Consider the following 22,197-nt stretch of genomic DNA (forward strand, 5'->3'; position numbering starts at 1 on the left):
CCGGTTTCATGCCAAAATTCGAAGCCACCCGACGCGTATCCCATACACCCGAGCAGATGTTCGCTTTGGTCGCCGATGTTGAATCCTATCCGCAATTCCTGCCGCTTTGCGAAGCGCTGACGGTTCGCTCGCGCAAGGAGCGTGACGGGCGTACCGTTCTCCTTGCCGACATGAGCATCGGCTACAAGGCGATCCGCGAAACCTTCACGACGCAGGTACTGCTGAAGCCCGACGAGAACACCATCGACGTGAAGTACATCGACGGGCCGTTCAAATATTTGAGCAATGTCTGGCGTTTCGAACCCGACGGCGCCGGTTGCGCCGTCCGCTTCTTCATCGACTACGAGTTCAAGAGCCGCATTCTGGGCGCGGTCATGGGAACCATGTTCGATCGTGCCTTCCGCATGTTCGCCGAAGCCTTTGAGAAGCGCGCCGACGTCATCTACGGTACAAAACCGTCTTGAGGCTTGCGCATGCTTTTCTGGATAGCGAGCACCGTTGGACTGGCGATCGCCTATCTCTTCGGTTCCATGCCCACGGGTTATCTGGCGGGGAAGCTGCTCAAGGGCATCGATATCCGGGAGCATGGCTCCAAATCCACCGGGGCAACGAACGTTTTGCGGGTCTTGGGAAAATGGCCGGCGTTGGTGGTGTTGCTGGTGGATGTGCTGAAAGGTGCTGCGGCGATCGTCTTTGCCCGCTGGTTCTATCCCTGGTTCATCACGTTGCCGTTGGTTACGCCATCGACCCCGCTTGACCTGCAAGCCTGGGTGCCTTGGGCTGTTTGCCTGGCCGGAATTGCCGTGTTGTTGGGACATGGCCGTTCGATCTGGTTGAATTTCACAGGTGGCAAATCCGCTGCGACGGGGCTTGGCGTGTTGCTGGCTCTGTCTTGGCCGGTAGGTGTGGGGGCTGCGGCGGCTTTTGGTGCTGTGCTGGCTACGTCTCGGATAGTTTCCCTGAGTTCGATGGTAGCGGCGTTGACCGCGATCGCCCTCATCTGTGGCCTGGAGCAACCGTTGGCCTATCGGTTGCTGGTGATTGCGGGCAGCATCTACGTGGTTATGCGCCATCGTGCCAACATTCAGCGGCTGCTGGCTGGGACGGAGCCACACTTGGGGCAAAGCAGCCCGGAATCGAAAACGTAGCCGCAAATCCGGTTTTCGGGTCCGCCCGCCCAACGTTTTATAATCCTATCCGAGTGCTTGCAGGCCCAGTTCCAGCGCTTGCCGGACCGTTTCGCGACGGATGAAATCGCGGCCTTTGTCTGCAAAGAGTTGGTGCTCGGCGACAATCGGTCGGCCGTCCAGCGCAACCCCGAACCAGACCAGGCCGACCGGTTTTTCCGCGGAACCGCCGCCAGGCCCGGCGATCCCGGTAACCGCCAGGGTCAGCCCGGCGCGCGAACGGGTAAGCGCGCCTGTCGCCATTTCGATCGCGGTCTCGCGCGAAACCGCGCCATGCGCATCGAGCGTGGCGGCGGAAACGCCGAGCATGTCCATCTTGGCTTCGTTGGAATAGGTGATGAAGCCGCGATCGACCACGGCGGACGAGCCGGCGATGTCGGTGAGTGCCGCGATGATCATGCCGCCGGTGCAGCTTTCCGCCGTTGCCAGCATGATGCCGCGTTTCTGGCTGGCTTGCAGCAAGGCATTTGCCAGGTCGCTGTTGGTCATTCCGGCACCTCGCCGGGAAACACCACGCTGGCAGTGGCGATCGCCGCAATGCCTTCCTCGCGCCCGACGAAGCCGAGCTTCTCGTTGGTTGTCGCCTTGATCGAGATGCGATCCGCGGAAATTGCCAGCATCTGCGACAGGGCTGCCGTCATCGCCTCGCGGTGCGGGCCGACGCGCGGCGCTTCGCAGATCAACGTGATATCGGCATTGGCGATGCGGCCGCCGCGCTCGCGCACCAGCCCTGCCGCATGCTCGACGAAGATCCGCGACGCAGCGCCTTTCCACTGCGGGTCGGACGGCGGAAAATGCGTACCGATGTCGCCGGCGCCGCAGGTCGCCAGCAACGCATCGGTCAGAGCATGCAGACCGACATCGGCGTCGGAATGGCCGGACAGTTTCTTGTCGTGTGCAATGGCGACTCCACACAGTGTAACATGGTCGCCGGGCTCGAAAGCATGGACGTCGTAGCCATTGCCGGTCCGGATGTCGGGAAAGCGCACACGTTCGCCGGAAAGCCGCTGGTCCGCCATGGCAATATCCCGGGCCCAGGTGAGTTTGACATTATCCGGCGAGCCCGGAACGATCTTGACCGGAATATGCGCCCATTCGGCGATCGCGGCATCGTCGGTAAAATCCATTTTTCCCAGATGATGGGCTTTCTCGTGCGCGGCAAGGATGGGCCAGAACGGAAAGCCCTGCGGCGTTTGCGCCGCGTGAAGACCGCTGCGCGAAACGGTTTCGCCAACCACGCCGGAGGCCGACTCGCGCTTCAGCGTGTCGGCGACGGGCAAAGCGGGCAATGCGCCCTCGCGCTCGCCGATGGCGGCGATGGTGCGATCTATCAGGTCCGCATCGACAAACGGACGCACGGCATCGTGGATCAGAACCTGCCCCGGCGCGTGGTCTCTAAGGGCAAGCAGGCCGAGCCGGACGGATTCCTGCCTGGTCGCCCCGCCGATAACGGCGCTAACGCGCTCGGCGTTGGTGCCCGCCGCCTGCCGGAACAGTTCATGGTCGTCGGCATGAATGGCGACGACGATCTCGCTGGTCCGCGGGTGGGCCAGAAAAATGTCAAGCGTGTGTGCGATAACGGCAAAGCCGCCAATGTGTTGATATTGCTTCGGTCCGTTGGCCTGTCCGGCGCGCGCACCACGGCCGGCCGCGACGATTACCACCGCGACCTTGCCATCCGCACTCGAAACGTGATTTTCACTTGCGTCAGTCATTGCAGATTGGCTTAGCGCACGATCCCGAAAAGTGTAATCGGTTTTCGGCAAAGATCGTGCGTCAAATATGAATCCCAAAGCGTCCTTTGCGCGTCCCACGGGGCGCGCGGCGCTTTGGCCACACCCAATCCCGAAGGCCAGCATTTTCCCAATTGCGCCTTAATGTGGCGTCATTCCGCGTTGCACATTGCGGCCGATATGGCTAGAGAATGTGCAACGAATGAAGATGCTTGGTTTTTGTGCATGGTTAATTTGACCAAATTGGCCGCGCCGCTTAACGTCGGCGGCGTGAAACTCCGCAATCGCGTGTTCCTCGCGCCGATGTCGGGCATTACGGACGAGCCGTTCCGGCAGCGTGCCCACGCGCATGGCGCGGGCCTGGTCGTGTCCGAAATGGTTGCCAGCGGCGAGCTCGCCAAGGGCAGGGCCGGTTTCAACCTGCGCATACGCCACTCCGGCCTGCCCGTCCATATGGTTCAGCTTGCAGGCCGCGAGGCGGTGCACATGGCCGAAGGTGCCAGAATCGCCGCCGGCGAGGGCGCCGACATTATCGACATCAACATGGGATGCCCGGCCAAGAAGGTCACTGGCGGCTACGCTGGTTCGGCATTGATGCTGGATCTCGACCACGCACTGTCGCTGATCGACGCCGTCGTCGGCGCGGTCGAGGTGCCAGTGACGGTCAAGATGCGGCTTGGCTGGGACGAAGGCGCGCTCAACGCGCCGATGCTGGCGCGCCGCGCCGAGCAGGCCGGTGTCAGTATGGTGACCGTGCACGGCCGAACGCGCTGCCAGTTCTATCAGGGCAAGGCCGACTGGCGTGCCATCGCCCGCGTCAAGGAAACCGTGTCCATCCCGGTCGTCGCCAATGGTGACGTCTCTTCGCCGGCGGAAGCGGCCGACATTCTCGATCAATCGGGTGCCGACGCCGTGATGATTGGCCGTGCCCATTATGGCGCGCCTTGGATCGCAGGTGGCATTGCGGCCGCAGCGACAGGCGAAGCGACGCCAAATATTCCACAGAACCCGACGGCGCTCGCCGACTACATCGTGGCCCACTATGAGGATATGCTGGCGCTCTACGGCGCCGAAAGCGGCCTGCGCCAGGCGCGCAAGCATCTTGGCTGGTATCTTGATCGGCATGCCGGCGGCGTCGCCGACGACAGCCGAAAGGCCATACTGACCGCATTCGAGCCCGCGCGCGTCATTGCCTTGCTGCGCGATGTGTTTTCGCGCGATCCGCAACCTTTGACCCTGCGGAGTGCCGCATGAACGCCGCCGCCGGCCAAGGCGCTGAAATGGCGGATGCCGCCCAGATCGTGCTCAACACCATCCGCCGCCCGGTGATCATGATCAGCGAGGAAGGCTTCATCACCTTTGCCAACGCCGACGCGGAGGACTTCTTTCGTTCAAGCGCGACCATGCTCGCCCGCAACACGTTGTCAAAACTCATTCCCTTCGGCAGCCCGCTGCTGACGCTGGTCGACCAGGTGCGCGAGCGCCTGGCACCGGTCAACGAGTATCGCGTCGACGTGTCGTCGCCGCGTCTCGGCATCGAGAAGGTCGTCGATCTCTATGTCGCGCCGGTACCGGAATTTCCGGGCTCGGTGGTGGTTATGTTCCAGGAACGGTCGATGGCCGACAAGATCGACCGGCAGATGACGCATCGGGGCGCAGCGCGCTCGGTCACCGGCCTGGCCGCGATGCTTGCCCATGAGATCAAGAACCCGCTCTCCGGCATCCGCGGCGCTGCCCAGTTGCTGGAACTGTCGGCTTCCGACGAAGACCGTGCGCTGACGCGGCTGATCACCGACGAGACCGACCGCATCGTGTCGCTGGTCGATCGCATGGAGGTGTTTTCCGACGAGCGGCCGATCGACCGCTACCCCGTCAACATCCATGTCGTGCTCGACCATGTGAAGGCCATTGCCAAGAACGGTTTTGCCAAGAGAATCAAGATATTGGAGGACTATGATCCTTCGTTGCCTCCGGTGTTTGCCAACCGCGACCAGTTGATCCAGGTGTTCCTCAACCTGGTCAAGAACGCCGCCGAGGCGATCGGCAGTGACCCGCAGGGCGAGATCGTGCTGTCGACCGCCTTCCGGCCAGGCATCCGTGTTTCCGTTCCGGGCACGCAGGACCGCGTGTCGCTGCCGCTGGAGTTCTGCGTGCGCGACAATGGCTCCGGCGTCTCGGAAGATATCCTGCCGATCCTGTTCGACCCGTTCATCACCACCAAGCCGAACGGCTCGGGGCTGGGGCTGGCGCTGGTCGCCAAAATCGTCGGCGAACATGGCGGCATCATCGAATGCGAATCGACGCCGCGCGGGACCACATTCCGCATCCTGATGCCGGCCTGGAAAGAAGCGCCATACGGCGCCGATGAAGACGGTGAAGGAGACCGCAAATGACCGTTCGCGGCAATATTCTCGTCGCCGACGACGATGCGGCGATCCGCACTGTCCTCAACCAGGCGCTTTCGCGCGTCGGCCACGAGGTGCGCGTCACCTCCAATGCTTCGACTTTGTGGCGCTGGGTGGCGGCGGGCGAGGGCGATCTGGTCATCACCGATGTGGTGATGCCGGACGAGAACGCCTTCGACATGCTGCCGCGCATCAAGAAGGCGAGGCCGGAACTGCCGGTCATCGTCATGAGCGCCCAGAACACCTTCATGACGGCGATCCGCGCGTCTGAAACCGGCGCCTATGAGTATCTGCCCAAGCCGTTCGACCTGACCGAACTGCTCAACATCGTCAACCGGGCGCTTTCCGAGCCGCGACGGCCGAAGATCGATGCGCGGCCGGAAGAGCAGCCCGATGCAATGCCGCTGGTCGGCCGTTCGGCCGCCATGCAGGACATCTACCGTATGCTGGCGCGCATGATGCAGACCGACCTGACGGTGATGATCTCGGGCGAATCCGGCACCGGCAAGGAACTGGTGGCGCGCGCGCTGCATGAATATGGCCGCCGCCGTGGCGGCCCGTTTGTCGCCATCAACATGGCGGCGATCCCGCGCGACCTGATCGAATCGGAACTGTTCGGTCACGAGAAGGGCGCCTTCACCGGCGCGCAGAATCGCTCGACCGGACGCTTCGAGCAGGCTGAAGGCGGCACGCTGTTCCTCGATGAAATCGGCGACATGCCGATGGAGGCGCAGACCCGCCTGCTGCGCGTGCTCCAACAGGGCGAATACACGACGGTTGGCGGACGCACGCCGATCAAGACCGACGTGCGCATCGTCGCCGCCACCAACAAGGATCTGCGCACCCTGATCAACCAGGGGCTTTTTCGCGAGGATCTGTTCTATCGCCTCAACGTGGTGCCGCTCCGGCTGCCCGCGCTGCGTGAGCGCTCCGAGGATGTGCCCGACCTTGTCCGCCACTTCTTCAAGCTCGGCGAAATGGAAGGCCTGCAGACCAAGCGCATTTCTTCCGGCGGCATCGAGTTGATGAAGCGCTATCCCTGGCCGGGCAATGTACGCGAACTGGAAAACCTGGTTCGCAGGCTCGCCGCGCTCTATTCGCAGGACGAGATTTCCGCCGAGGTCATTGAGGCCGAGCTCAAGACCGGCGAACGTCCCGTGGTGCCGGGTGGCGGCAACCTCATTCCCGACGATTTGTCGATCGGTCAGGCGGTCGAGCACTTCCTGCAACGCTATTTCGCCTCGTTTGCCGGCGATTTGCCACCTGCCGGGCTTTATCAACGCATCCTGTCCGAGGTCGAGTTTCCACTCGTCCTGGCCTCGATGACGGCAACCCGCGGCAACCAGATCAAGGCCGCGGAACTGCTTGGCTTGAACCGCAACACGCTGCGCAAGAAGATTCGCGAACTCGGCGTCAACGTCTACAAATCGTCGCGGCAGGGCTGAGCCCTGATCTGAGCCCGCGCTCTTTTCAGGGGATCGGCTCGCGAAAGATTTCCGTCTCGGTCACACTTGTTGCATAATCGCCACAATGCGTTGCATACATCCGACGCAATCATGGCACTAGACGGCGACATGGCCCCGCAGGCACCGACCACAAACCAACCGCTTTTCAGCGAACCCGGCGCTCGTGACGGGCGCCGGCTGCTTGCGCTGCCAGGCGTGATCGCGGTCGTCGGCGCGCTGATGACGGCGGCGATCTCGTTCACCATCCTCGTTGGCGCCACGCCGATCACACCGAACGAGTCGACGACGCTGGCGTTGATTGCCCTCAACGCGGCTTTCGTCCTGATTCTTATCGCGCTGGTCGGGCGTGAGGTGCACCGCATCCTGATGGCGCGCCGGCATGGCAAGGCCGCTTCGCGGCTGCATGTGCGCATTGTCGCCATGTTCGCCCTGGTTGCCGCCATTCCGGCCATCATGGTGGCCATCATCGCGTCGATCACGCTCGACATCGGCCTCGACCGCTGGTTCGAGATCCGCACCAAGACGATCGTCAATTCGTCGCTGTCGATCGCCGACGCCTATGTTCAGGAAAATGCCCGCAACCTGCAGGGTACGACACTGTCCATGGCCTATGATCTCGATGCGTCACGCACACTCTACGGTCTTGATCGTACCGGCTTTCTCGACCTGATGAACAAGGAAGCCGTGGGCCGTTCGCTGGCTCATGCGGCGCTGATCAAACCTGACGGCTCTTTCGTCATGAGCGCCAAGACCGACACGGATTTTGCCATGCCTGAGCCGCCGGAAGGCGCCGTGGCCAGCGCTGCCGACGGCAAGCCGGTGCTGATCGAGCCGAAAACGCGCAACATCATGGGCGCCATCGTCAAGCTGCGCGAGATCGAAGGGCTATATCTCTATACCATTCGCCTCGTCGATCCCGAGGTCATCAAGGCGCGGCAGATCGTCAGGTCCAACACCGACGAATATCGGGGGCTGGAAGACAACCGCCGCACCTCGCAGGTGGCGTTCGCGCTGCCCTATCTTTCGCTGACGCTCATCATCATCCTGTCCGCGATCTGGACCGGCATTGCGGTCGCCGACCGTCTGGTGCGGCCCATTCGCCAGCTCATCGGCGCCGCCGACGAAGTGGCGACCGGCAATCTCGACGTCGCGGTTCCGGTCAGGCCCTCGGACGGCGATGTCGCCTCGCTCGGCGATACGTTCAACAAAATGCTTCTCGAACTGAAATCGCAGCGCAACGAGATCCTGTCGGCCAAGGACCTGATCGACGAGAGGCGACGCTTCTCCGAAGCCGTGCTTGCCGGCGTTACCGCCGGCGTCATCGGCGTCGATCCCTACGGCATCGTCACCATCGTCAATCGTTCGGCCGAGGCGATGCTGGCCATATCCGCCAGCGCAGCCCTTGGGCAGAACCTTTCCGCCGTGCTGCCGCATGTCGGCCGCGTCTTCGAAATCGGCCGCAAGTCCGGCAAACCCGTCTATCGCGAGCAGGTGACCTTCTACCGCGCCGGCGCCGAGCGGACCTTCAACGTTCAGATCACCATCGAGGCCGGCGATGACGGCTCGGAGGAAAAGTCCTATGTCGTGACGGTTGACGACATCACCGACCTGGTCCAGGCGCAGCGCTCGTCGGCCTGGGCGGATGTGGCGCGGCGTATCGCCCACGAGATCAAGAACCCGCTGACGCCGATCCAGCTCTCGGCCGAACGCATCAAGCGCCGCTATGGCAAGGTGATTACCGAGGACCGCGAGGTTTTCGACCAGTGCACCGACACCATCATCCGGCAGGTCGAGGATATCGGCCGTATGGTCGACGAATTCTCGGCGTTCGCGCGCATGCCGAAGCCCGAGATGAAGGCCATAGATCTGCGCGAATCGCTGCGCGAGGCCTCGTTCCTGGTCGAGGTCAGCCGCGCCGACATCACTTTCGAGCGGATCTTCGGCAGCGAGCCGCTGAAGGGCACGTTCGACAGCCGGCTGATGGCGCAGGCTTTCGGCAATGTGATCAAGAACGCCGCCGAGGCAATCGACGGATTGGAACAGAAGGATGGTTCGCACGGCATAATCCGGATTCAGGCCGGGCGCCAGAATGGTGTGATTCGAATCGACGTCATCGACAATGGCAAAGGCCTGCCGCGCGAGAATCGCCAACGGCTGCTCGAGCCCTACATGACCACACGCGAGAAGGGCACCGGACTTGGCCTCGCTATCGTCAAGAAGATCGTGGAGGACCATGGTGGCAGGCTGGAACTACACGATGCTCCTGCGGACTTCCACGATGGGCGCGGCGCGATGATCAGCATCATCCTGCCGCCTGCGGCCGCAACGGCTCCGCGCGGCGAAAGCAGGGCGGAAAACGAAAGAGAAACTGAAAAGGTCGGTAATGGCGTCTGATATTCTCATCGTCGATGACGAGGAAGACATCCGTGAACTCGTCGCGGGCATACTGAGCGACGAAGGTCACGAAACCCGCACCGCATTCGATGCCGACAGTGCGCTCGCTGCTATAGCTGATCGCGCGCCGCGGCTGATTTTCCTCGACATCTGGCTGCAGGGCTCGCGTCTCGACGGGCTGGCGCTGCTCGACGAGATCAAGACGATGCATCCGACCTTGCCGGTGGTGATGATTTCCGGCCACGGTAACATCGAAACGGCGGTCTCCGCCATCCGTCGCGGCGCCTATGACTTCATCGAAAAACCGTTCAAGGCCGACAGGCTGATCCTTATTGCCGAACGTGCGCTCGAGACCTCGAAATTGCGGCGCGAGGTTTCCGACCTCAAGCTGCGCAGCGGTGAAACCTTCGATCTGATCGGCATGTCGTCGGCGATGAGCCAGTTGCGTCAGACCATCGAACGCGTCGCGCCGACCAACAGCCGCGTGATGATCATCGGCCCGTCTGGCTCGGGCAAGGAACTGGCCGCGCGCGCCATCCACACGCTGTCGGCGCGCAAGGGCGCGCCTTTCGTGACGCTGAGCGCCGCCAACATCACGCCCGAGCGTATGGAGATCGAACTGTTCGGCACCGAATCGAATGGCGTCGAGCGCAAGGTCGGCGCGCTCGAGGAGGCCCATCGCGGCATCCTCTACATCGACGAGGTGGCCGACATGCCGCGCGAGACGCAGAACAAGATCCTGCGCGTGCTGGTCGAACAACAGTTCGAGCGGGTAGGGGGAACCAAGCGGGTCAAGGTCGATGTCCGCATCATCTCCTCGACCTCGCAGAACCTCGAAGCGATGATTGCCGACGGTCGTTTCCGCGAGGATCTTTACCATCGCCTGGCGGTGGTTCCGGTCATCGTCCCGGGACTGGCCGAGCGGCGAGAGGATATTCCCTACCTCGTCGACAACTTCATGAAGCAGATCGCCCGCCAGGCCGGCATCAAGCCGCGCCGTATCGGCGACGACGCGCTGGCCGTTCTGCAGGCTCACAACTGGCCAGGCAACGTTCGCCAGCTGCGCAACAATGTCGAGCGCCTGATGATCCTGGCGCGCGGCGACGACGTCGATGCGCCGATCACCGCTGATCTGTTGCCGGCCGAGATCGGCGATGTCATGCCGCGCACCCCGAATCAATCCGACCAACACATCATGGCGCTGCCGCTCCGCGAAGCGCGTGAGCAGTTCGAGAAGGATTACCTGATCGCCCAGATCAACCGGTTCGGCGGCAACATCTCGAAGACCGCCGAGTTCATCGGCATGGAGCGCTCCGCTCTGCATCGCAAGCTGAAGTCCCTGGGCGTCTGAGCGCGTCCAGCCGCCGCCGTGGTCCAACCATTTGCCGGTTACGCCCGCGGTGGAATCGCATAAGAAAGCCCGAGAATTTCTGAGGGGTCGCCAATGCCGCGCATTGCCTATGTCAACGGGCGCTATGTCACGCACGCCGACGCTGCCGTGCATATCGAGGATCGCGGCTATCAGTTCGCCGACGGTGTCTATGAGGTCTGCGAAGTGGCGCGTGGCTTCATCGTCGACATGCCGCGCCACCTGGCCCGGCTGAACCGTTCGCTGACCGAATTGTCGATCGCCTGGCCGGTCACCTCTCACGTGCTGCCGCTCATTCTGCGTGAGGTGGTCAATCGCAACCACGTCGCCAATGGCCTGGTCTACGTGCAGGTGACGCGCGGCGTGGCCAGCCGCGACTTCGTCTTCCCTTCCGCCGACACCAAGCCTTCGCTGGTGGTAACCGCCAGGAAGGCTGACCCTGCCGCTGGAGCGAAGCGAGCCGAGACCGGCATCGCCGTCATCACCGTGCCGGAGAACCGCTGGGATCGCGTCGACATCAAGACCGTCGGGCTGCTGCCCAATGTATTGGCCAAGCAGAAGGCCAAGGAAGCCGGTGCGCAGGAAGCCTGGTTCGTCGACGATGAAGGCAACGTAAAAGAAGGCGGCTCGTCCAATGCCTGGATCGTCACCCGGGACGGCGTCCTGGTCACCAGGCCGGCCGAGCATGGCATCCTGCGCGGCATCACCCGCACGACTATGTTCGAAGTGGCGGCCAAGCTTGGCCTGAAGATCGAGGAGCGCGGCTTTTCCGTCGCCGAGGCCAAGACGGCACGCGAGGCGTTCATCAGTTCCGCAACGACGATCGCCATGCCGGTGGTGACCATCGATGGCGACACGGTCGCCAATGGGCACCCCGGCTCAATAACACTTTCGTTGCGGCAAGCCTTTTTTGACATTGCGGAAAAAAGTCCAGCCTGATAACCGCACAGGTGGAATGAACATCAATATATCTCGTTCTGCTTGTCGTTACTGACGACAAGACGGTGTTTGCGAGCTTGACATGCGCCCGTTAATTTGGCGCATTGGCTTGCAAACCGAAGGGGATCGGCGAAAGACAAGAACAATGGCGGAACGATCGCAAAACCTTCAGGACCTGTTCCTGAATTCAGTTCGCAAGAGCAAGAACCCGCTCACCATCTTCCTCATCAACGGCGTGAAGCTGACCGGCGTGGTCACTTCGTTCGACAATTTCTGTGTCCTGCTGCGCCGCGATGGTCACTCCCAGCTCGTCTACAAGCACGCCATTTCCACGATCATGCCGAGCCAGCCGGTTCAGATGTTCGATGGCGAGGAAAGCCAGGGCGCCTGATTGGCACGTGAGAAAGACGCGGACGCCACCGTTCGCGGGAAACCAGCGCATCACCCCGGGACTGAGGCCAAGGGCCCGACCCGGGCCGTGGTCATTGTGCCCGTCCTTACCCGCCACCAGCGCAACGACGACGAGACCAACCGCCCGCGGCTGATGCGTTCGGCTGATGCGCGTCACGACGAGGCCGTTGGCCTTGCCCGCGCCATCAACCTTGATCTGATTCACACCGCGGTGGTGACCGTCAACGATCCGCGCCCGGCGACGCTGCTCGGCAGCGGCAAGGTCGCCGAGTTCGCGGAAATCGTCAAAGAGGGACATGCGGAAGTGGTCGTCGTCGACCATCCGCTGACCCCGGTGCAGCAGCGCAATCTCGAGAAAGAGCTGAACGCCAAGGTGCTGGACCGCACCGGGCTGATCCTCGAAATCTTTGGCGAGCGCGCGCGCACCAAGGAAGGCACGCTGCAGGTCGAGCTCGCCCATCTCAACTACCAGAAGGGCCGCCTCGTGCGTAGCTGGACCCATTTGGAGCGTCAGCGCGGCGGCGCCGGATTCCTTGGGGGCCCCGGCGAAACACAGATCGAATCCGACCGGCGGCAGTTGCAGGAAAAGATCATCAAGCTGAAGCAAGAGCTGGAAACGGTGCGGCGCACGCGCGACCTGCACCGCGCCAAGCGCAGGAAGGTGCCGTTCCCGGTGGTGGCGATCGTCGGCTACACCAATGCCGGGAAGTCGACGCTGTTCAACCGGCTGACCGGGGCGGATGTGCTGGCACAGGACATGCTGTTCGCCACGCTCGACCCGACGCTGCGCCGCGTGCGCCTGCCACATGGCACGCCGATCATCCTCTCCGACACGGTCGGCTTCATTTCGGACCTGCCGACACATCTGATCGCGGCTTTCCGCGCCACCCTGGAAGAGGTGGTCGAGGCCGACCTCGTGCTTCATCTGCGCGACATTTCCGATCCGGACACGGCCGCCCAGGCCGAGGATGTCGAGCGTATCCTTGCAGATCTTGGCGTTGACGCTGGTGATGCCAAGCGGGTGATCGAAGTGTGGAACAAGATCGACCGGCTCGACGAAGGCAACCGGACCCGGCTGCTTGCAGACGGCGCCGATGCCAACAAGGCGCCGCCGATTGCGGTGTCGGCGGTGACCGGCGAGGGCATCGATGCGCTGAAGGCGATCATCGAAACGCGGATGGCGGGCGAACTCGAAGACCTCACCGTGACGATCGAGCCGGCACAGTTCGGCCTTGTCGACTGGCTTTACCGCAATGGCGATGTGGTTTCGCGAAGCGACAATGACGACGGCAGCGCCACCATCTCGCTGAAGGCCACGCAAAGCGCGCGCGAAGAGATCGAAAACAGATTGCGTCGTAAAAACAACGGATAATCCGGAGCAGTTCCAGGAAAAGTGTATAGCGGTTTCCGTCGGGAGTTGCCCGAAAAGAGAGACTACTTCGCGGTCTTTGCTTCCTGCCAGAGCGCTTCCATCTCGGCCAGATCAGCCTTGTCCAGCGTGTTGCCGGCTTTCTCCAAAGCCTGCTCGACATAATGGAAACGTGAGCGGAATTTCTCGTTGGTGCCGCTCAGCGCTGCTTCCGAATCGAGCTTGAGGTGGCGACCGAGATTGACGACGGCAAACAGCATGTCGCCGAACTCGTCCTTGATCGAGGCGGTGTCGCCCTTGGCCAGCGCCTCGCGCAATTCGCCGATCTCTTCCTCGATCTTGTCGAGGATGGGTGCTGCCTCGCTCCAGTCGAAGCCGACGCGGGCGGCCTTCTCCTGAAGTTTCAGCGCCCGGGTCAGCGCGGGCAGGGCGACCGGCACGCTGTCCAGAAACCCCTTGCCATTGTCTTCGGGATCGAGACCGCGCGCGAGGCGGGCGCTTCGTTTCTCTGCCTTCTCTTCTGCCTTGATCTTTTCCCACATGCCCTTGGCCATGCCGGCGCTGCGGGCCTTTTCGTCGCCGAAGACATGCGGATGGCGTCGGATCATTTTCGTCGTGATGGCTTGCACCACATCGGGGAAGGCAAACTCGCCGGCCTCCTCGGCCATTTGCGCGTGGTAGACGACCTGCAGCAGCAGATCGCCGAGTTCGTCGCGCAGATCGTCGAGGTCGCCGCGCGCGATGGCATCCGCGACCTCATAGGCCTCTTCGATCGTGTAGGGCGCGATGGTCGAGAAATCCTGTTCGATATCCCAGGGACAGCCGGTCTTCGGCGCCCGCAGCGCCGCCATGATCTCGATCAGGCGCGAAATGTCTTTCGATGGCGTCATAGGGCTGATGCTATCGCGCGGCCGGCCGCGCGGCCAACGCTGTCAGCCGGCGAGAGTGCCTTGTCCACAGGCGAGCCACGTCAGTCGAGCACCGAGATGATCGCTTTGGCGAGGTCGTCCATGCCGTCCTCGGGCAGGCCGGCGACATTGATGCGGCTGTCGCCGACCATGTAGACGCCGTGCTCGGCGCGCAGCCGTTCGACTTGCGCTTCGGTGAGGCCAAGGCGGGAGAACATGCCGCGATGGCTGGCGACGAAATCGAAGCGGTCGGAATTGGATTGCCGGCGCAGGGCTTCGGCGAACTGGACACGGAGTCTCAGCATGCGCAGCCGCATCTCTTCAAGCTCGGCTTCCCAGTCTGCACGCAAGGCGGCGTCCTCCAGCACGATGCGTACGGCTGCTGCCCCGTGGTCCGGCGGCATCGAATACATGGCGCGCGCCGCCGACAGCATCTGGCTCATCGCCACATCTGCCTGTGCGCCGTCCTTGGCCAGGATCATTGCTGCGCCGACGCGGTCGCGGTAGACGGCGAAATTCTTCGAGCAGCTCGACGCGACGACCATTTCCGGAACTTTCGCCGCCAGCAGGCGCAAGCCGAGGGCGTCGGCCTCAAGGCCATCGCCAAAGCCCTGATAAGCGATGTCGACGAACGGCAGCAGCGCGCGCTCGACGACCAGATCGGTAACGGCTGCCCACTGTGCCGCATCCAGATTGGCGCCGGTTGGGTTGTGGCAGCAGCCATGCAGCAGCACGACGTCGCCGCTCTTTGCGGTCCGCAGGGCCGCCAGCATGTCGTCGAAGCGAACAGCACCCGACGCGGCGTCGAAATACGGGTATTCACGGATCTGCAGGCCGGCGGCGCGCATCACCGGCATGTGGTTCGGCCAGGTCGGGTCCGACAGCCAGATGGTTGCGTCCGAACGCGTCCGCTTCAGCAATTCCGCCACCAGCCGCAGCGCGCCGGAGCCGCCAGGCGCCTGTGCGGCGCGGATGCGCGTCATGTCGGCGCCCGGACCGAAGGCGAGCTTGGCCATCACCGTGTTGAAGCCGGTATCGCCGGCAAGGCCGAGATAGGTCTTGGTGTCCTGGGCCTGCAGCAGGCGCTTTTCCGCCTCGCGCACGGCGCGCATAACCGGCGTCTTGCCGTCGCGATCCTTGTAGACGCCGACGCCGAGATCGACTTTGTCGGGGCGCGGGTCGGCGCGATAAAGGCCGATCAGGGCCAGGATCTTGTCGGCGGGGGCGGGCTGCAGGGTCTCAAACATCGATAGGGCTCCAATGGCGGCGGAGTGATACGCAAATCGGTCGCGTTTCGCCAGCGGTTTTAGCTAGGTGCTCCAGCCCGAGACGGCTGGGAAGCCTGCCCTGCGCGCTCATGGATGAGGGTTTGAAGGGAACCTATTGATGCGCGTCGGAAATGACCAGCCGGCACGAGCAGAGCGATAACGCCATCCTCTGCGCCGGCATGAGCGCTTCCGTGCGTAATTTCGGCTTTGCCTCGGCCAGCGGTCAGCGGTCAGCCCCCGCCGGGCCTGTCTTTCACAGCCTGCCGCAACAGACAGGCGACCGCGCCCAGCACCATCAAGGCCAGCCCGAACCATGTCAGGGCATAGACCAGATGGTTGTTGTGGAACGAAACGACCGTCAGGCCGCCGACCGGCCACCCTCCCGGATTGGGCGTGGCATCGGCATCGATGAAATAAGGAGCGACCTGCCCGACGCCTTGCTTGGCGGCGATCGCCTGTACATCGCGCGAATACCAGCGGTTGGCAGCCGGATCGTTGGTGCGCAGGAAGCCGCCTTTCGGTTCGCTGATGCGCAACAGGCCGTGAATTCCGGTATGATCGTCCGAGGGCTTGCCTGCGAGGCGGGTTGCCGGATCGCGCTTGTCCGTCGGCACGAAGCCCCTGTTCACCAGAATCGTGAAGCCATCATCCGCTCGGAACGGCGCCATTACCCAGAAGCCACCGCCGAGATCGGTGACCGCCTGGACCAGGGTCTCGCGATCACCGAGAAACCGGCCCGTGACGACGAGGCGGCGATACTCGTCATCCCTGGCGTTGATCGCTGGCCAGGCCGAAGGCGCCGGGGCGGCCACGGGTACTGCCTTGAGACGCTGGTCGACACGCTCGATCAGGTCGAGCTTCCAGACGCGGCGCTCCAGCTGCCAGATACCGAGCGCCGAGAACCCTGCGATGCCGATGGCTCCGCAAAGGCAAAGCATCAATAGCGTCCATCTCGAACGCGTAACCCTTTGGCCGTCGCCTGTAGTCGGATGCGGTGTCGTCCGCGCCTGTTCGTCCAAAGCCAGGTCCCGCTCTCAGGGTATCTGACTCATGTCATGGCCGGGCATCATGTTGACGTTCAGATGGTACATGACCCAGAGCGAGCCCGTCAGCGCGATCATCACCAGGATGAGGGTGAAGATCAGCGCCATCATGGTCCAGCCGCTCTCCGACCTGGTGTTCATATGCAGGAAGAACACCATGTGGACGATGATTTGCACGACGGCGAAGGCCATGATGGCAATCGCCGACGCCATCTGATTGCCGAGCGCGTTGGTCATGACCAGCCAGAAGGGAACGGCGGTCAGCACGACGGACAGGCCGAAGCCTGTCAGATAGCCGGCCAGCGAGCCGTGATTGACGCCGTGATGCGCGTGGCTGTGGTTGCTGGTGTCTGTTTGGTGCCCGGCGCTCATCGCAACATTCCCATCAGATAAACGAAGGTGAAGACGCCGATCCAGATGACGTCGAGGAAGTGCCAGAACATGCTCAGGCACATCAGGCGCCGCTGGTTCGCGGCGATCAGCCCATGCCTGGAGACCTGCACCATCAGCACCACCAGCCAGACCAGGCCGAAGGTGACGTGCAGGCCATGTGTTCCGACCAGCGTGAAGAACGACGAAAGAAAGCCGCTGCGCTGCGGCGTCGCCCCCTCGTGGATGAAATGGGCGAATTCGTAGAGTTCGATGCCGAGAAAGGCGAGGCCGAACAGGCCGGTGATCACCAGCCACACCTGCATCGGCCTCACTCGCCCTTTCGCCATCTCCAGCATCGCGAAGCCGTAGGTGATGGAGGACAGGAGCAGCATGGTGGTGTTGAGCGCGACCAGCGGAAGATCGAACAGGTCCTTCGGCGCGGGCCCGGCGGCGTAGTTGCCACCGAGCACGCCGTAGACTGCAAACAGCATCGCAAAGATGAGGCAGTCGCTCATCAGGTAGATCCAGAAGCCGAGCATGGTGCTGCTGCCGCTCTCGGCATGGCCGTGGTCGTCTTCCAGGTGGAAGATCGTGTCGTCGATCACGGTGTCGGCGTGTGCCATGGTGCTCATCCCGCCTGGCTGGTGGCTGCGAGCAGGCGTGTCCGCTCGTCCTCGACGCGGGTGACGTCGCTGGACGGAATGTGGAAGTCCCGGTCGTAATTGAAGGTATGCGCGATGGCGTAGCCGATCAGAGCAACGAAGCTCACGATCGCCAGCCACCAGATGTACCAGATGAGCGCCACGGCAAGCACCACGCTCAACCCAGCCAGAATGACGCCGGCTCCGGTGTTGCGCGGCATGTGGATGTCGTGGAAGCCCGTCAACGGACGCTGGTAACCGCGATTCTTCATGTCCGCCCAGGTGTCGAGATCGTGGATGACCGGCGTAAAGGCGAAATTGTAGGCCGGGGGCGGCGACGAGGTTGCCCATTCGAGTGTACGCCCGTCCCACGGATCACCGGTGTCGTCGCGAAGCTGCTCGCGCCGGCGCACGCTGACGAAGATCTGGATGAGGAAGGACAGGATACCAAGCAGGATCAGGAAGGCGCCAAAAGCGGCGATGATGAACCAGATCTGCAGCGAGGGATCCTCGAAGGTGCGTAGCCGGCGCGTTACGCCCATCAGGCCGAGGATGTACAGCGGCATGAAGGCGAACCAGAAGCCGACCACCCAGAACCAGAAGGACATCTTTCCCCAGAACGGATCGAGCCGGAAGCCGAATGCCTTGGGGAACCAGTAGCTGATACCGGCAAACAGGCCGAACAGCACGCCGCCGATGATGACGTTGTGGAAATGCGCGACCAGGAACAGGCTGTTGTGGAGCACGAAGTCGGCCGGCGGAACCGCGAGCAGCACGCCGGTCATGCCGCCGACGGTGAAGGTCAGCATGAAGGCGACTGTCCACATCATCGGCAGTTCGAAGCGGATGCGGCCGCGGTACATGGTGAACAGCCAGTTGAATATCTTGGCGCCTGTCGGGATCGAAATGATCATCGTGGTGATGCCGAAGAACGAGTTGACGCTCGCTCCCGACCCCATGGTGAAAAAGTGATGCAGCCAGACGAGATAGGACAGGATGGTGATGACGATGGTTGCGTAGACCATCGAGGTGTAGCCAAAGAGCCGCTTGCCGCAGAAGGCCGAGGTCACTTCGGAAAATATGCCGAAGGCCGGCAGGATCAGGATGTAGACCTCGGGGTGGCCCCAGATCCAGATCAGGTTCACGTACATCATCGGATTGCCGCCGAAGTCGTTCGTGAAGAAGTTGGTGCCGACATAGCGGTCGAGAGCCAGCAGGGCCAGCACCGCCGTCAGCACCGGGAAGGCGGCGACGATGAGCACATTTGTGCAGAGCGCGGTCCAGGTGAAGATCGGCATTCTCATCATGGTCATGCCAGGCGCGCGCATCTTGACGATGGTGCAGACCAGGTTCACGCCCGACAACAGCGTGCCTACGCCCGCCACTTGCAGCGCCCAGATATAATAATCGACACCGACATCGGGACTGTAGCCGATACCCGACAGCGGCGGGTAGGCGAGCCAGCCGGTGCGCGCGAATTCGCCGACGAACAGCGACATCATGACGATGACCGCGCCGCCGACCGTCATCCAGAAGCTGAAGTTGTTGAGGAACGGAAACGACACGTCGCGCGCACCGATCTGCAGCGGGACGACGAAATTCATCAGGCCCGTCACCAGCGGCATCGCCACGAAGAAGATCATGATGACGCCGTGCGCGGTGAAGATCTGGTCATAATGATGCGAATTGAGATAGCCTTCCGAACCGCCGAAGGCCATCGCCTGCTGGAGCCGCATCATGATGGCGTCGCTGAAGCCGCGCAGCAGCATGACGATGCCGAGCACCATGTACATCACACCGATGCGCTTGTGGTCGACGCTGGTGAACCATTCGCGCCACAGATAGCCCCAGAGCTTGAAATAGGTCAGCGCGCCGACGAGGGCGATGCCGCCCAGCGCGACGACTATGAAGGTCGCGACCACGATGGGCTCGTGCAGCGGCAGCGACTCGAGCGTAAGCCGGCCGAAGATCGCCTTGAGAAGAGCAGGATTGTCGAACATGTCTTGCGTGGCGCCTCAGGAGTTGAAGGGCGACCGAAGCGTGCCGGTTGCGGAAGGTGACGGCAGTCGGATCGACAGGGGCAGTGGCCGTTGCAGACCAGCGCCGACTATCGGCGTCGAGGTCATCGGCGTGGCGGATTGATCAGCCTTCGAAGCGGCCAGTGCTTCTTCGGTCGTGCATATGCTGGCGACATAGGATGGGGCGGGGCCGAATATCGTGCCGCGCCGGGCGAACTTGTCATACAGCAGCGGAAGGGTGTTGCGGATGCCGGCCATTCCCAGACCGCCCTTGGCATCGATCTGCGACATCTCGCTCATGCACATCTTGCCGGGCTCGACGCACATGTTGAGGATCGCCTTGTAGAGATCGCTATCCACCGCCGCATAGTGGCGCACGGGTTGGTTCTCACTGGGCTGTTCGAGCTCCAGATAGCCGTTTCGGTCGAGCTTGCCGCCGCTGTCCTTTGCCTTCGCGATCCATGCCTGAAAACCGGCATCCTCGAGGCCGTGGAACGCGAAGCGCATTCCCGAGAAGCCGGCGCCGCTGTAATTGGCAGAGAACCCTTCATAGTCGCCGGACTTGTTGATGACAGCGTGCAGCCTGGTTTCCATACCCGGCATCGCATAGATCTGGCCGGCCAGTGCTGGAATGTAGAAGGAGTTCATCACCGATGCGGAGGTAATGCGAAAGCTGATCGGCCGGTCGACCGGCGCAGCCAGTTCGTTGACCACGGCGACGCCGTATTCCGGATAGATGAACAGCCATTTCCAGTCGAGCGCGACGACTTCGACCTCAAGCGGGCGCACGTCCGGCGGCAGCGGCTTGCCGGCCGCTACACGTCCGATCGGACGATAGGGGTCGAGCAGATGGGTGCCCATCCAGGTCACCGCGCCCAGGCAGATGATGATCAGAAGCGGCACAGCCCAAATGACGAGTTCGAGATGGGTCGAGTGGTCCCAATCCGGCTCGTAGCGCGCCTCGCGGTTGGACTGGCGGTATCGCCAGGCAAAGAATATGGTGAGAGCCATCACCGGTATGATGACGATCAGCATCAGTGCCGTGGACACCATCAGCAGGTCACGCTGCTGCTCGGCGACGTCGCCGGCAGGGTTCAGGACGACCATGCTGCAGGAGCCGAGCGATGCCAGCAGGGGCAGCAGGAAAAGGGTACGGAGACGGCTCAATGTATGACCTGTCGGTTGTTCCCCCCAGTGCTAACCGTACCGCGGCGATGAAGGCATTGGACAATTTGTCCAATGCCGCAATGACGCGGCAGGCGTCATCAAAGCATCTGGCCCGCGCACATGGCAAGCGATCGTATGAGACCGCGGCGGGGCGACGGAGAATGCTGTGAGCCCAACTTCGAAGATCGAAGCCGACGCAAGACGGATCAACGCGCGGCATCATGAGGTGAAGCCCGGCGAAATCGCCGTTGGCGTCATCATCGGCAGGACGTCGGAATTCTTCGACTTCTTCGTCTACGCGATCGCTTCCGTCATCGTTTTCCCCAAGCTCGTATTTCCTTATGCCGACCCGTTGACCGGCACGCTCTACTCCTTCGCCATCTTCGTGCTTGCCTTCATCGCGCGGCCGATCGGGACGGCGATCTTCACCGCGCTCGACCGCGCCTACGGACGCAGCGCCAAGCTCACCATCGCGCTGTTCCTGCTGGGGACCTCGACCGTGTCGATCGCCTTCGTGCCCGGTTACGACCAGATCGGCCCGGCTTCGGCCTGGCTGCTGGCCATGTTCCGGATCGGTCAGGGACTGGCGCTGGGCGGGACATGGGACGGACTTGCCTCGCTGCTGGCGTTGAATGCCCCCGAAAAGCGTCGCGGCTGGTATGCTATGATCCCGCAGCTGGGCGCGCCACTCGGGCTCATCGTCGCCAGTGCCCTGTTTGCATATTTCGTCGGCAACCTGTCGGCTGAAGACTTCTTCAGCTGGGGTTGGCGCTACCCGTTCTTCGTCGCCTTCGCCATCAACGTCGTCGCCCTGTTCGCGCGGCTGCGCATCGTGGTGACGCCGGAATACACCAAACTGTTCGAAGGCCAGGAACTGGAGCCGACTTCCGTCCGCGAGACGTTGCGCGCCGAAGGGCGCACTGTCGTGCTCGGCGCTTTCGCGCCGCTGGCGAGCTTCGCCCTGTTCCACATGGTGACGGTGTTTCCTCTGTCCTGGATCTTCCTGTTCACGCGCGAGGGACCGGCACGGTTCCTGGTCATCGAGACGATCGGAGCCTTCTTCGGCCTGGCGGCAATCGCGATCTCGGGCGTCGTTGCCGACCGGGTCGGGCGCTGGCCCTTGCTTGGAGGCTCGGCGGTGGCCATTGCCGTGTTCAGCGGTTTCGCGCCACAGCTGCTCGATGGCGGCTTCGTCGGAGAGTCCGTCTTCATGGTGTTGGGCTTCGTCCTGCTCGGCCTGTCGTTCGGCCAGTCTTCGGGAGCACTCGCCTCGAATTTTTCAAAGAACTACCGCTATACAGGTGCTGCGCTGACCTCGGATCTCGCCTGGCTGTTCGGCGCCGGCTTCGCCCCCATTGTCGCCCTGTTCCTGTCCGCCCATTTCGGGCTGATCTCGTCAGGCGCCTATCTGCTGTCGGGAGCGCTATGCACGCTGCTGGCGCTGCGGCTCAACCAGCGCCTGGATCGGACTCCCGCTTGAGTGACCTGCTTGGCCAGGGCTGGGGAC

The 22,197-nt window shown here is 62.7% G+C and carries 20 protein-coding genes; 11 read left to right on the forward strand and 9 right to left on the reverse strand.

Translation table 11 applies throughout. From position 1 onward, the window contains the following. Positions 1-8: 8 nt before the first annotated feature. Both MESCI_RS18645 and plsY read left to right on the forward strand, forming a co-directional pair. The gene (locus MESCI_RS18645) at positions 9-464 is read left to right on the forward strand and encodes a type II toxin-antitoxin system RatA family toxin (RefSeq protein ID WP_013531488.1); all 456 of its coding nucleotides are present in this window, start codon (positions 9-11) and stop codon (positions 462-464) included. Positions 465-473: 9 nt separating this feature from the next. Further along, positions 474-1,148, forward strand: a complete 675-nt coding sequence (gene plsY / locus MESCI_RS18650; RefSeq protein ID WP_013531489.1) for a glycerol-3-phosphate 1-O-acyltransferase PlsY — start codon at positions 474-476, stop codon at positions 1,146-1,148. Positions 1,149-1,193: 45 nt separating this feature from the next. Here the strand turns inward: plsY and MESCI_RS18655 are convergent, their stop codons facing one another. Together MESCI_RS18655 and MESCI_RS18660 are read right to left on the reverse strand one after the other, a co-directional pair. After that, positions 1,194-1,676: a CinA family protein gene (locus MESCI_RS18655; RefSeq protein ID WP_013531490.1), complete on the reverse strand. Its 483-nt coding sequence runs from the start codon at positions 1,674-1,676 to the stop codon at positions 1,194-1,196. Then, entirely contained in the window at positions 1,673-2,902 is a 1,230-nt protein-coding gene (locus MESCI_RS18660) for a bifunctional 2-C-methyl-D-erythritol 4-phosphate cytidylyltransferase/2-C-methyl-D-erythritol 2,4-cyclodiphosphate synthase (protein WP_013531491.1), read from the reverse strand. Before MESCI_RS18660 ends, MESCI_RS18655 begins: the two co-directional genes overlap by 4 nt. A gap of 243 nt (positions 2,903-3,145) precedes the next feature. Here MESCI_RS18660 and dusB point away from each other — a divergent pair, with 243 nt between their 5' ends. The 8 genes from dusB to hflX all read left to right on the forward strand — a co-directional run bounded on the left by dusB (position 3,146) and on the right by hflX (position 13,276). Next, positions 3,146-4,174: a tRNA dihydrouridine synthase DusB gene (gene dusB, locus MESCI_RS18665; RefSeq protein WP_013531492.1), complete on the forward strand. Its 1,029-nt coding sequence runs from the start codon at positions 3,146-3,148 to the stop codon at positions 4,172-4,174. Then, positions 4,171-5,313 (forward strand): two-component system sensor histidine kinase NtrB, encoded by a 1,143-nt coding sequence (locus tag MESCI_RS18670; RefSeq protein WP_013531493.1) that lies wholly within the window; start codon positions 4,171-4,173, stop codon positions 5,311-5,313. The genes dusB and MESCI_RS18670 overlap by 4 nt, the downstream gene beginning before the upstream one ends. Next, entirely contained in the window at positions 5,310-6,770 is a 1,461-nt protein-coding gene (gene ntrC / locus MESCI_RS18675; RefSeq protein WP_013531494.1) for a nitrogen regulation protein NR(I), read from the forward strand. Before MESCI_RS18670 ends, ntrC begins: the two co-directional genes overlap by 4 nt. A gap of 129 nt (positions 6,771-6,899) precedes the next feature. After that, positions 6,900-9,185, forward strand: coding sequence for a sensor histidine kinase NtrY-like (locus tag MESCI_RS18680; protein ID WP_024505196.1), 2,286 nt, complete (start codon positions 6,900-6,902; stop codon positions 9,183-9,185). Then, positions 9,175-10,536, forward strand: coding sequence for a nitrogen assimilation response regulator NtrX (ntrX, locus tag MESCI_RS18685; RefSeq protein ID WP_013531496.1), 1,362 nt, complete (start codon positions 9,175-9,177; stop codon positions 10,534-10,536). The genes MESCI_RS18680 and ntrX overlap by 11 nt, the downstream gene beginning before the upstream one ends. Before the next feature lie 93 nt (positions 10,537-10,629). After that, positions 10,630-11,493: a D-amino-acid transaminase gene (locus MESCI_RS18690; RefSeq protein WP_013531497.1), complete on the forward strand. Its 864-nt coding sequence runs from the start codon at positions 10,630-10,632 to the stop codon at positions 11,491-11,493. 145 nt (positions 11,494-11,638) lie between these two features. Beyond that, complete coding sequence (gene hfq / locus MESCI_RS18695; RefSeq protein WP_006202172.1) at positions 11,639-11,884, forward strand: RNA chaperone Hfq; 246 nt, start codon at positions 11,639-11,641, stop codon at positions 11,882-11,884. Beyond that, positions 11,885-13,276, forward strand: coding sequence for a GTPase HflX (gene hflX, locus MESCI_RS18700; protein WP_013531499.1), 1,392 nt, complete (start codon positions 11,885-11,887; stop codon positions 13,274-13,276). It begins immediately after the preceding gene. Positions 13,277-13,338: 62 nt separating this feature from the next. On the opposite strand, the gene mazG is transcribed toward hflX, so the two are convergent. The 7 genes from mazG to cyoA all read right to left on the reverse strand — a co-directional run bounded on the left by mazG (position 13,339) and on the right by cyoA (position 20,690). Next, complete coding sequence (mazG, locus tag MESCI_RS18705; protein ID WP_013531500.1) at positions 13,339-14,163, reverse strand: nucleoside triphosphate pyrophosphohydrolase; 825 nt, start codon at positions 14,161-14,163, stop codon at positions 13,339-13,341. 80 nt (positions 14,164-14,243) lie between these two features. After that, entirely contained in the window at positions 14,244-15,428 is a 1,185-nt protein-coding gene (locus MESCI_RS18710) for an amino acid aminotransferase (protein ID WP_013531501.1), read from the reverse strand. Positions 15,429-15,679: 251 nt separating this feature from the next. After that, complete coding sequence (locus MESCI_RS18715; RefSeq protein WP_013531502.1) at positions 15,680-16,387, reverse strand: SURF1 family protein; 708 nt, start codon at positions 16,385-16,387, stop codon at positions 15,680-15,682. Between the two features lie 96 nt (positions 16,388-16,483). Next, entirely contained in the window at positions 16,484-16,864 is a 381-nt protein-coding gene (gene cyoD, locus MESCI_RS18720) for a cytochrome o ubiquinol oxidase subunit IV (RefSeq protein ID WP_013531503.1), read from the reverse strand. Next, a complete protein-coding gene (gene cyoC / locus MESCI_RS18725) occupies positions 16,861-17,487 on the reverse strand; it encodes a cytochrome o ubiquinol oxidase subunit III (protein ID WP_013531504.1) in 627 nt (208 codons plus the stop codon). The genes cyoD and cyoC overlap by 4 nt, the downstream gene beginning before the upstream one ends. Positions 17,488-17,492: 5 nt before the next feature. Then, positions 17,493-19,505, reverse strand: coding sequence for a cytochrome o ubiquinol oxidase subunit I (gene cyoB, locus MESCI_RS18730; protein ID WP_013531505.1), 2,013 nt, complete (start codon positions 19,503-19,505; stop codon positions 17,493-17,495). 15 nt (positions 19,506-19,520) lie between these two features. After that, positions 19,521-20,690, reverse strand: coding sequence for a ubiquinol oxidase subunit II (gene cyoA / locus MESCI_RS18735; protein WP_013531506.1), 1,170 nt, complete (start codon positions 20,688-20,690; stop codon positions 19,521-19,523). 166 nt (positions 20,691-20,856) lie between these two features. Between cyoA and MESCI_RS18740 the strand changes: the two genes are divergently transcribed. Further along, entirely contained in the window at positions 20,857-22,170 is a 1,314-nt protein-coding gene (locus MESCI_RS18740) for an MFS transporter (protein ID WP_013531507.1), read from the forward strand. Positions 22,171-22,197 lie beyond the last annotated feature (27 nt).

Origin of the sequence: Mesorhizobium ciceri biovar biserrulae WSM1271 (assembly GCF_000185905.1) — a bacterium.
In the GTDB taxonomy this organism is placed as follows: Bacteria; Pseudomonadota; Alphaproteobacteria; order Rhizobiales; family Rhizobiaceae; genus Mesorhizobium; species Mesorhizobium ciceri.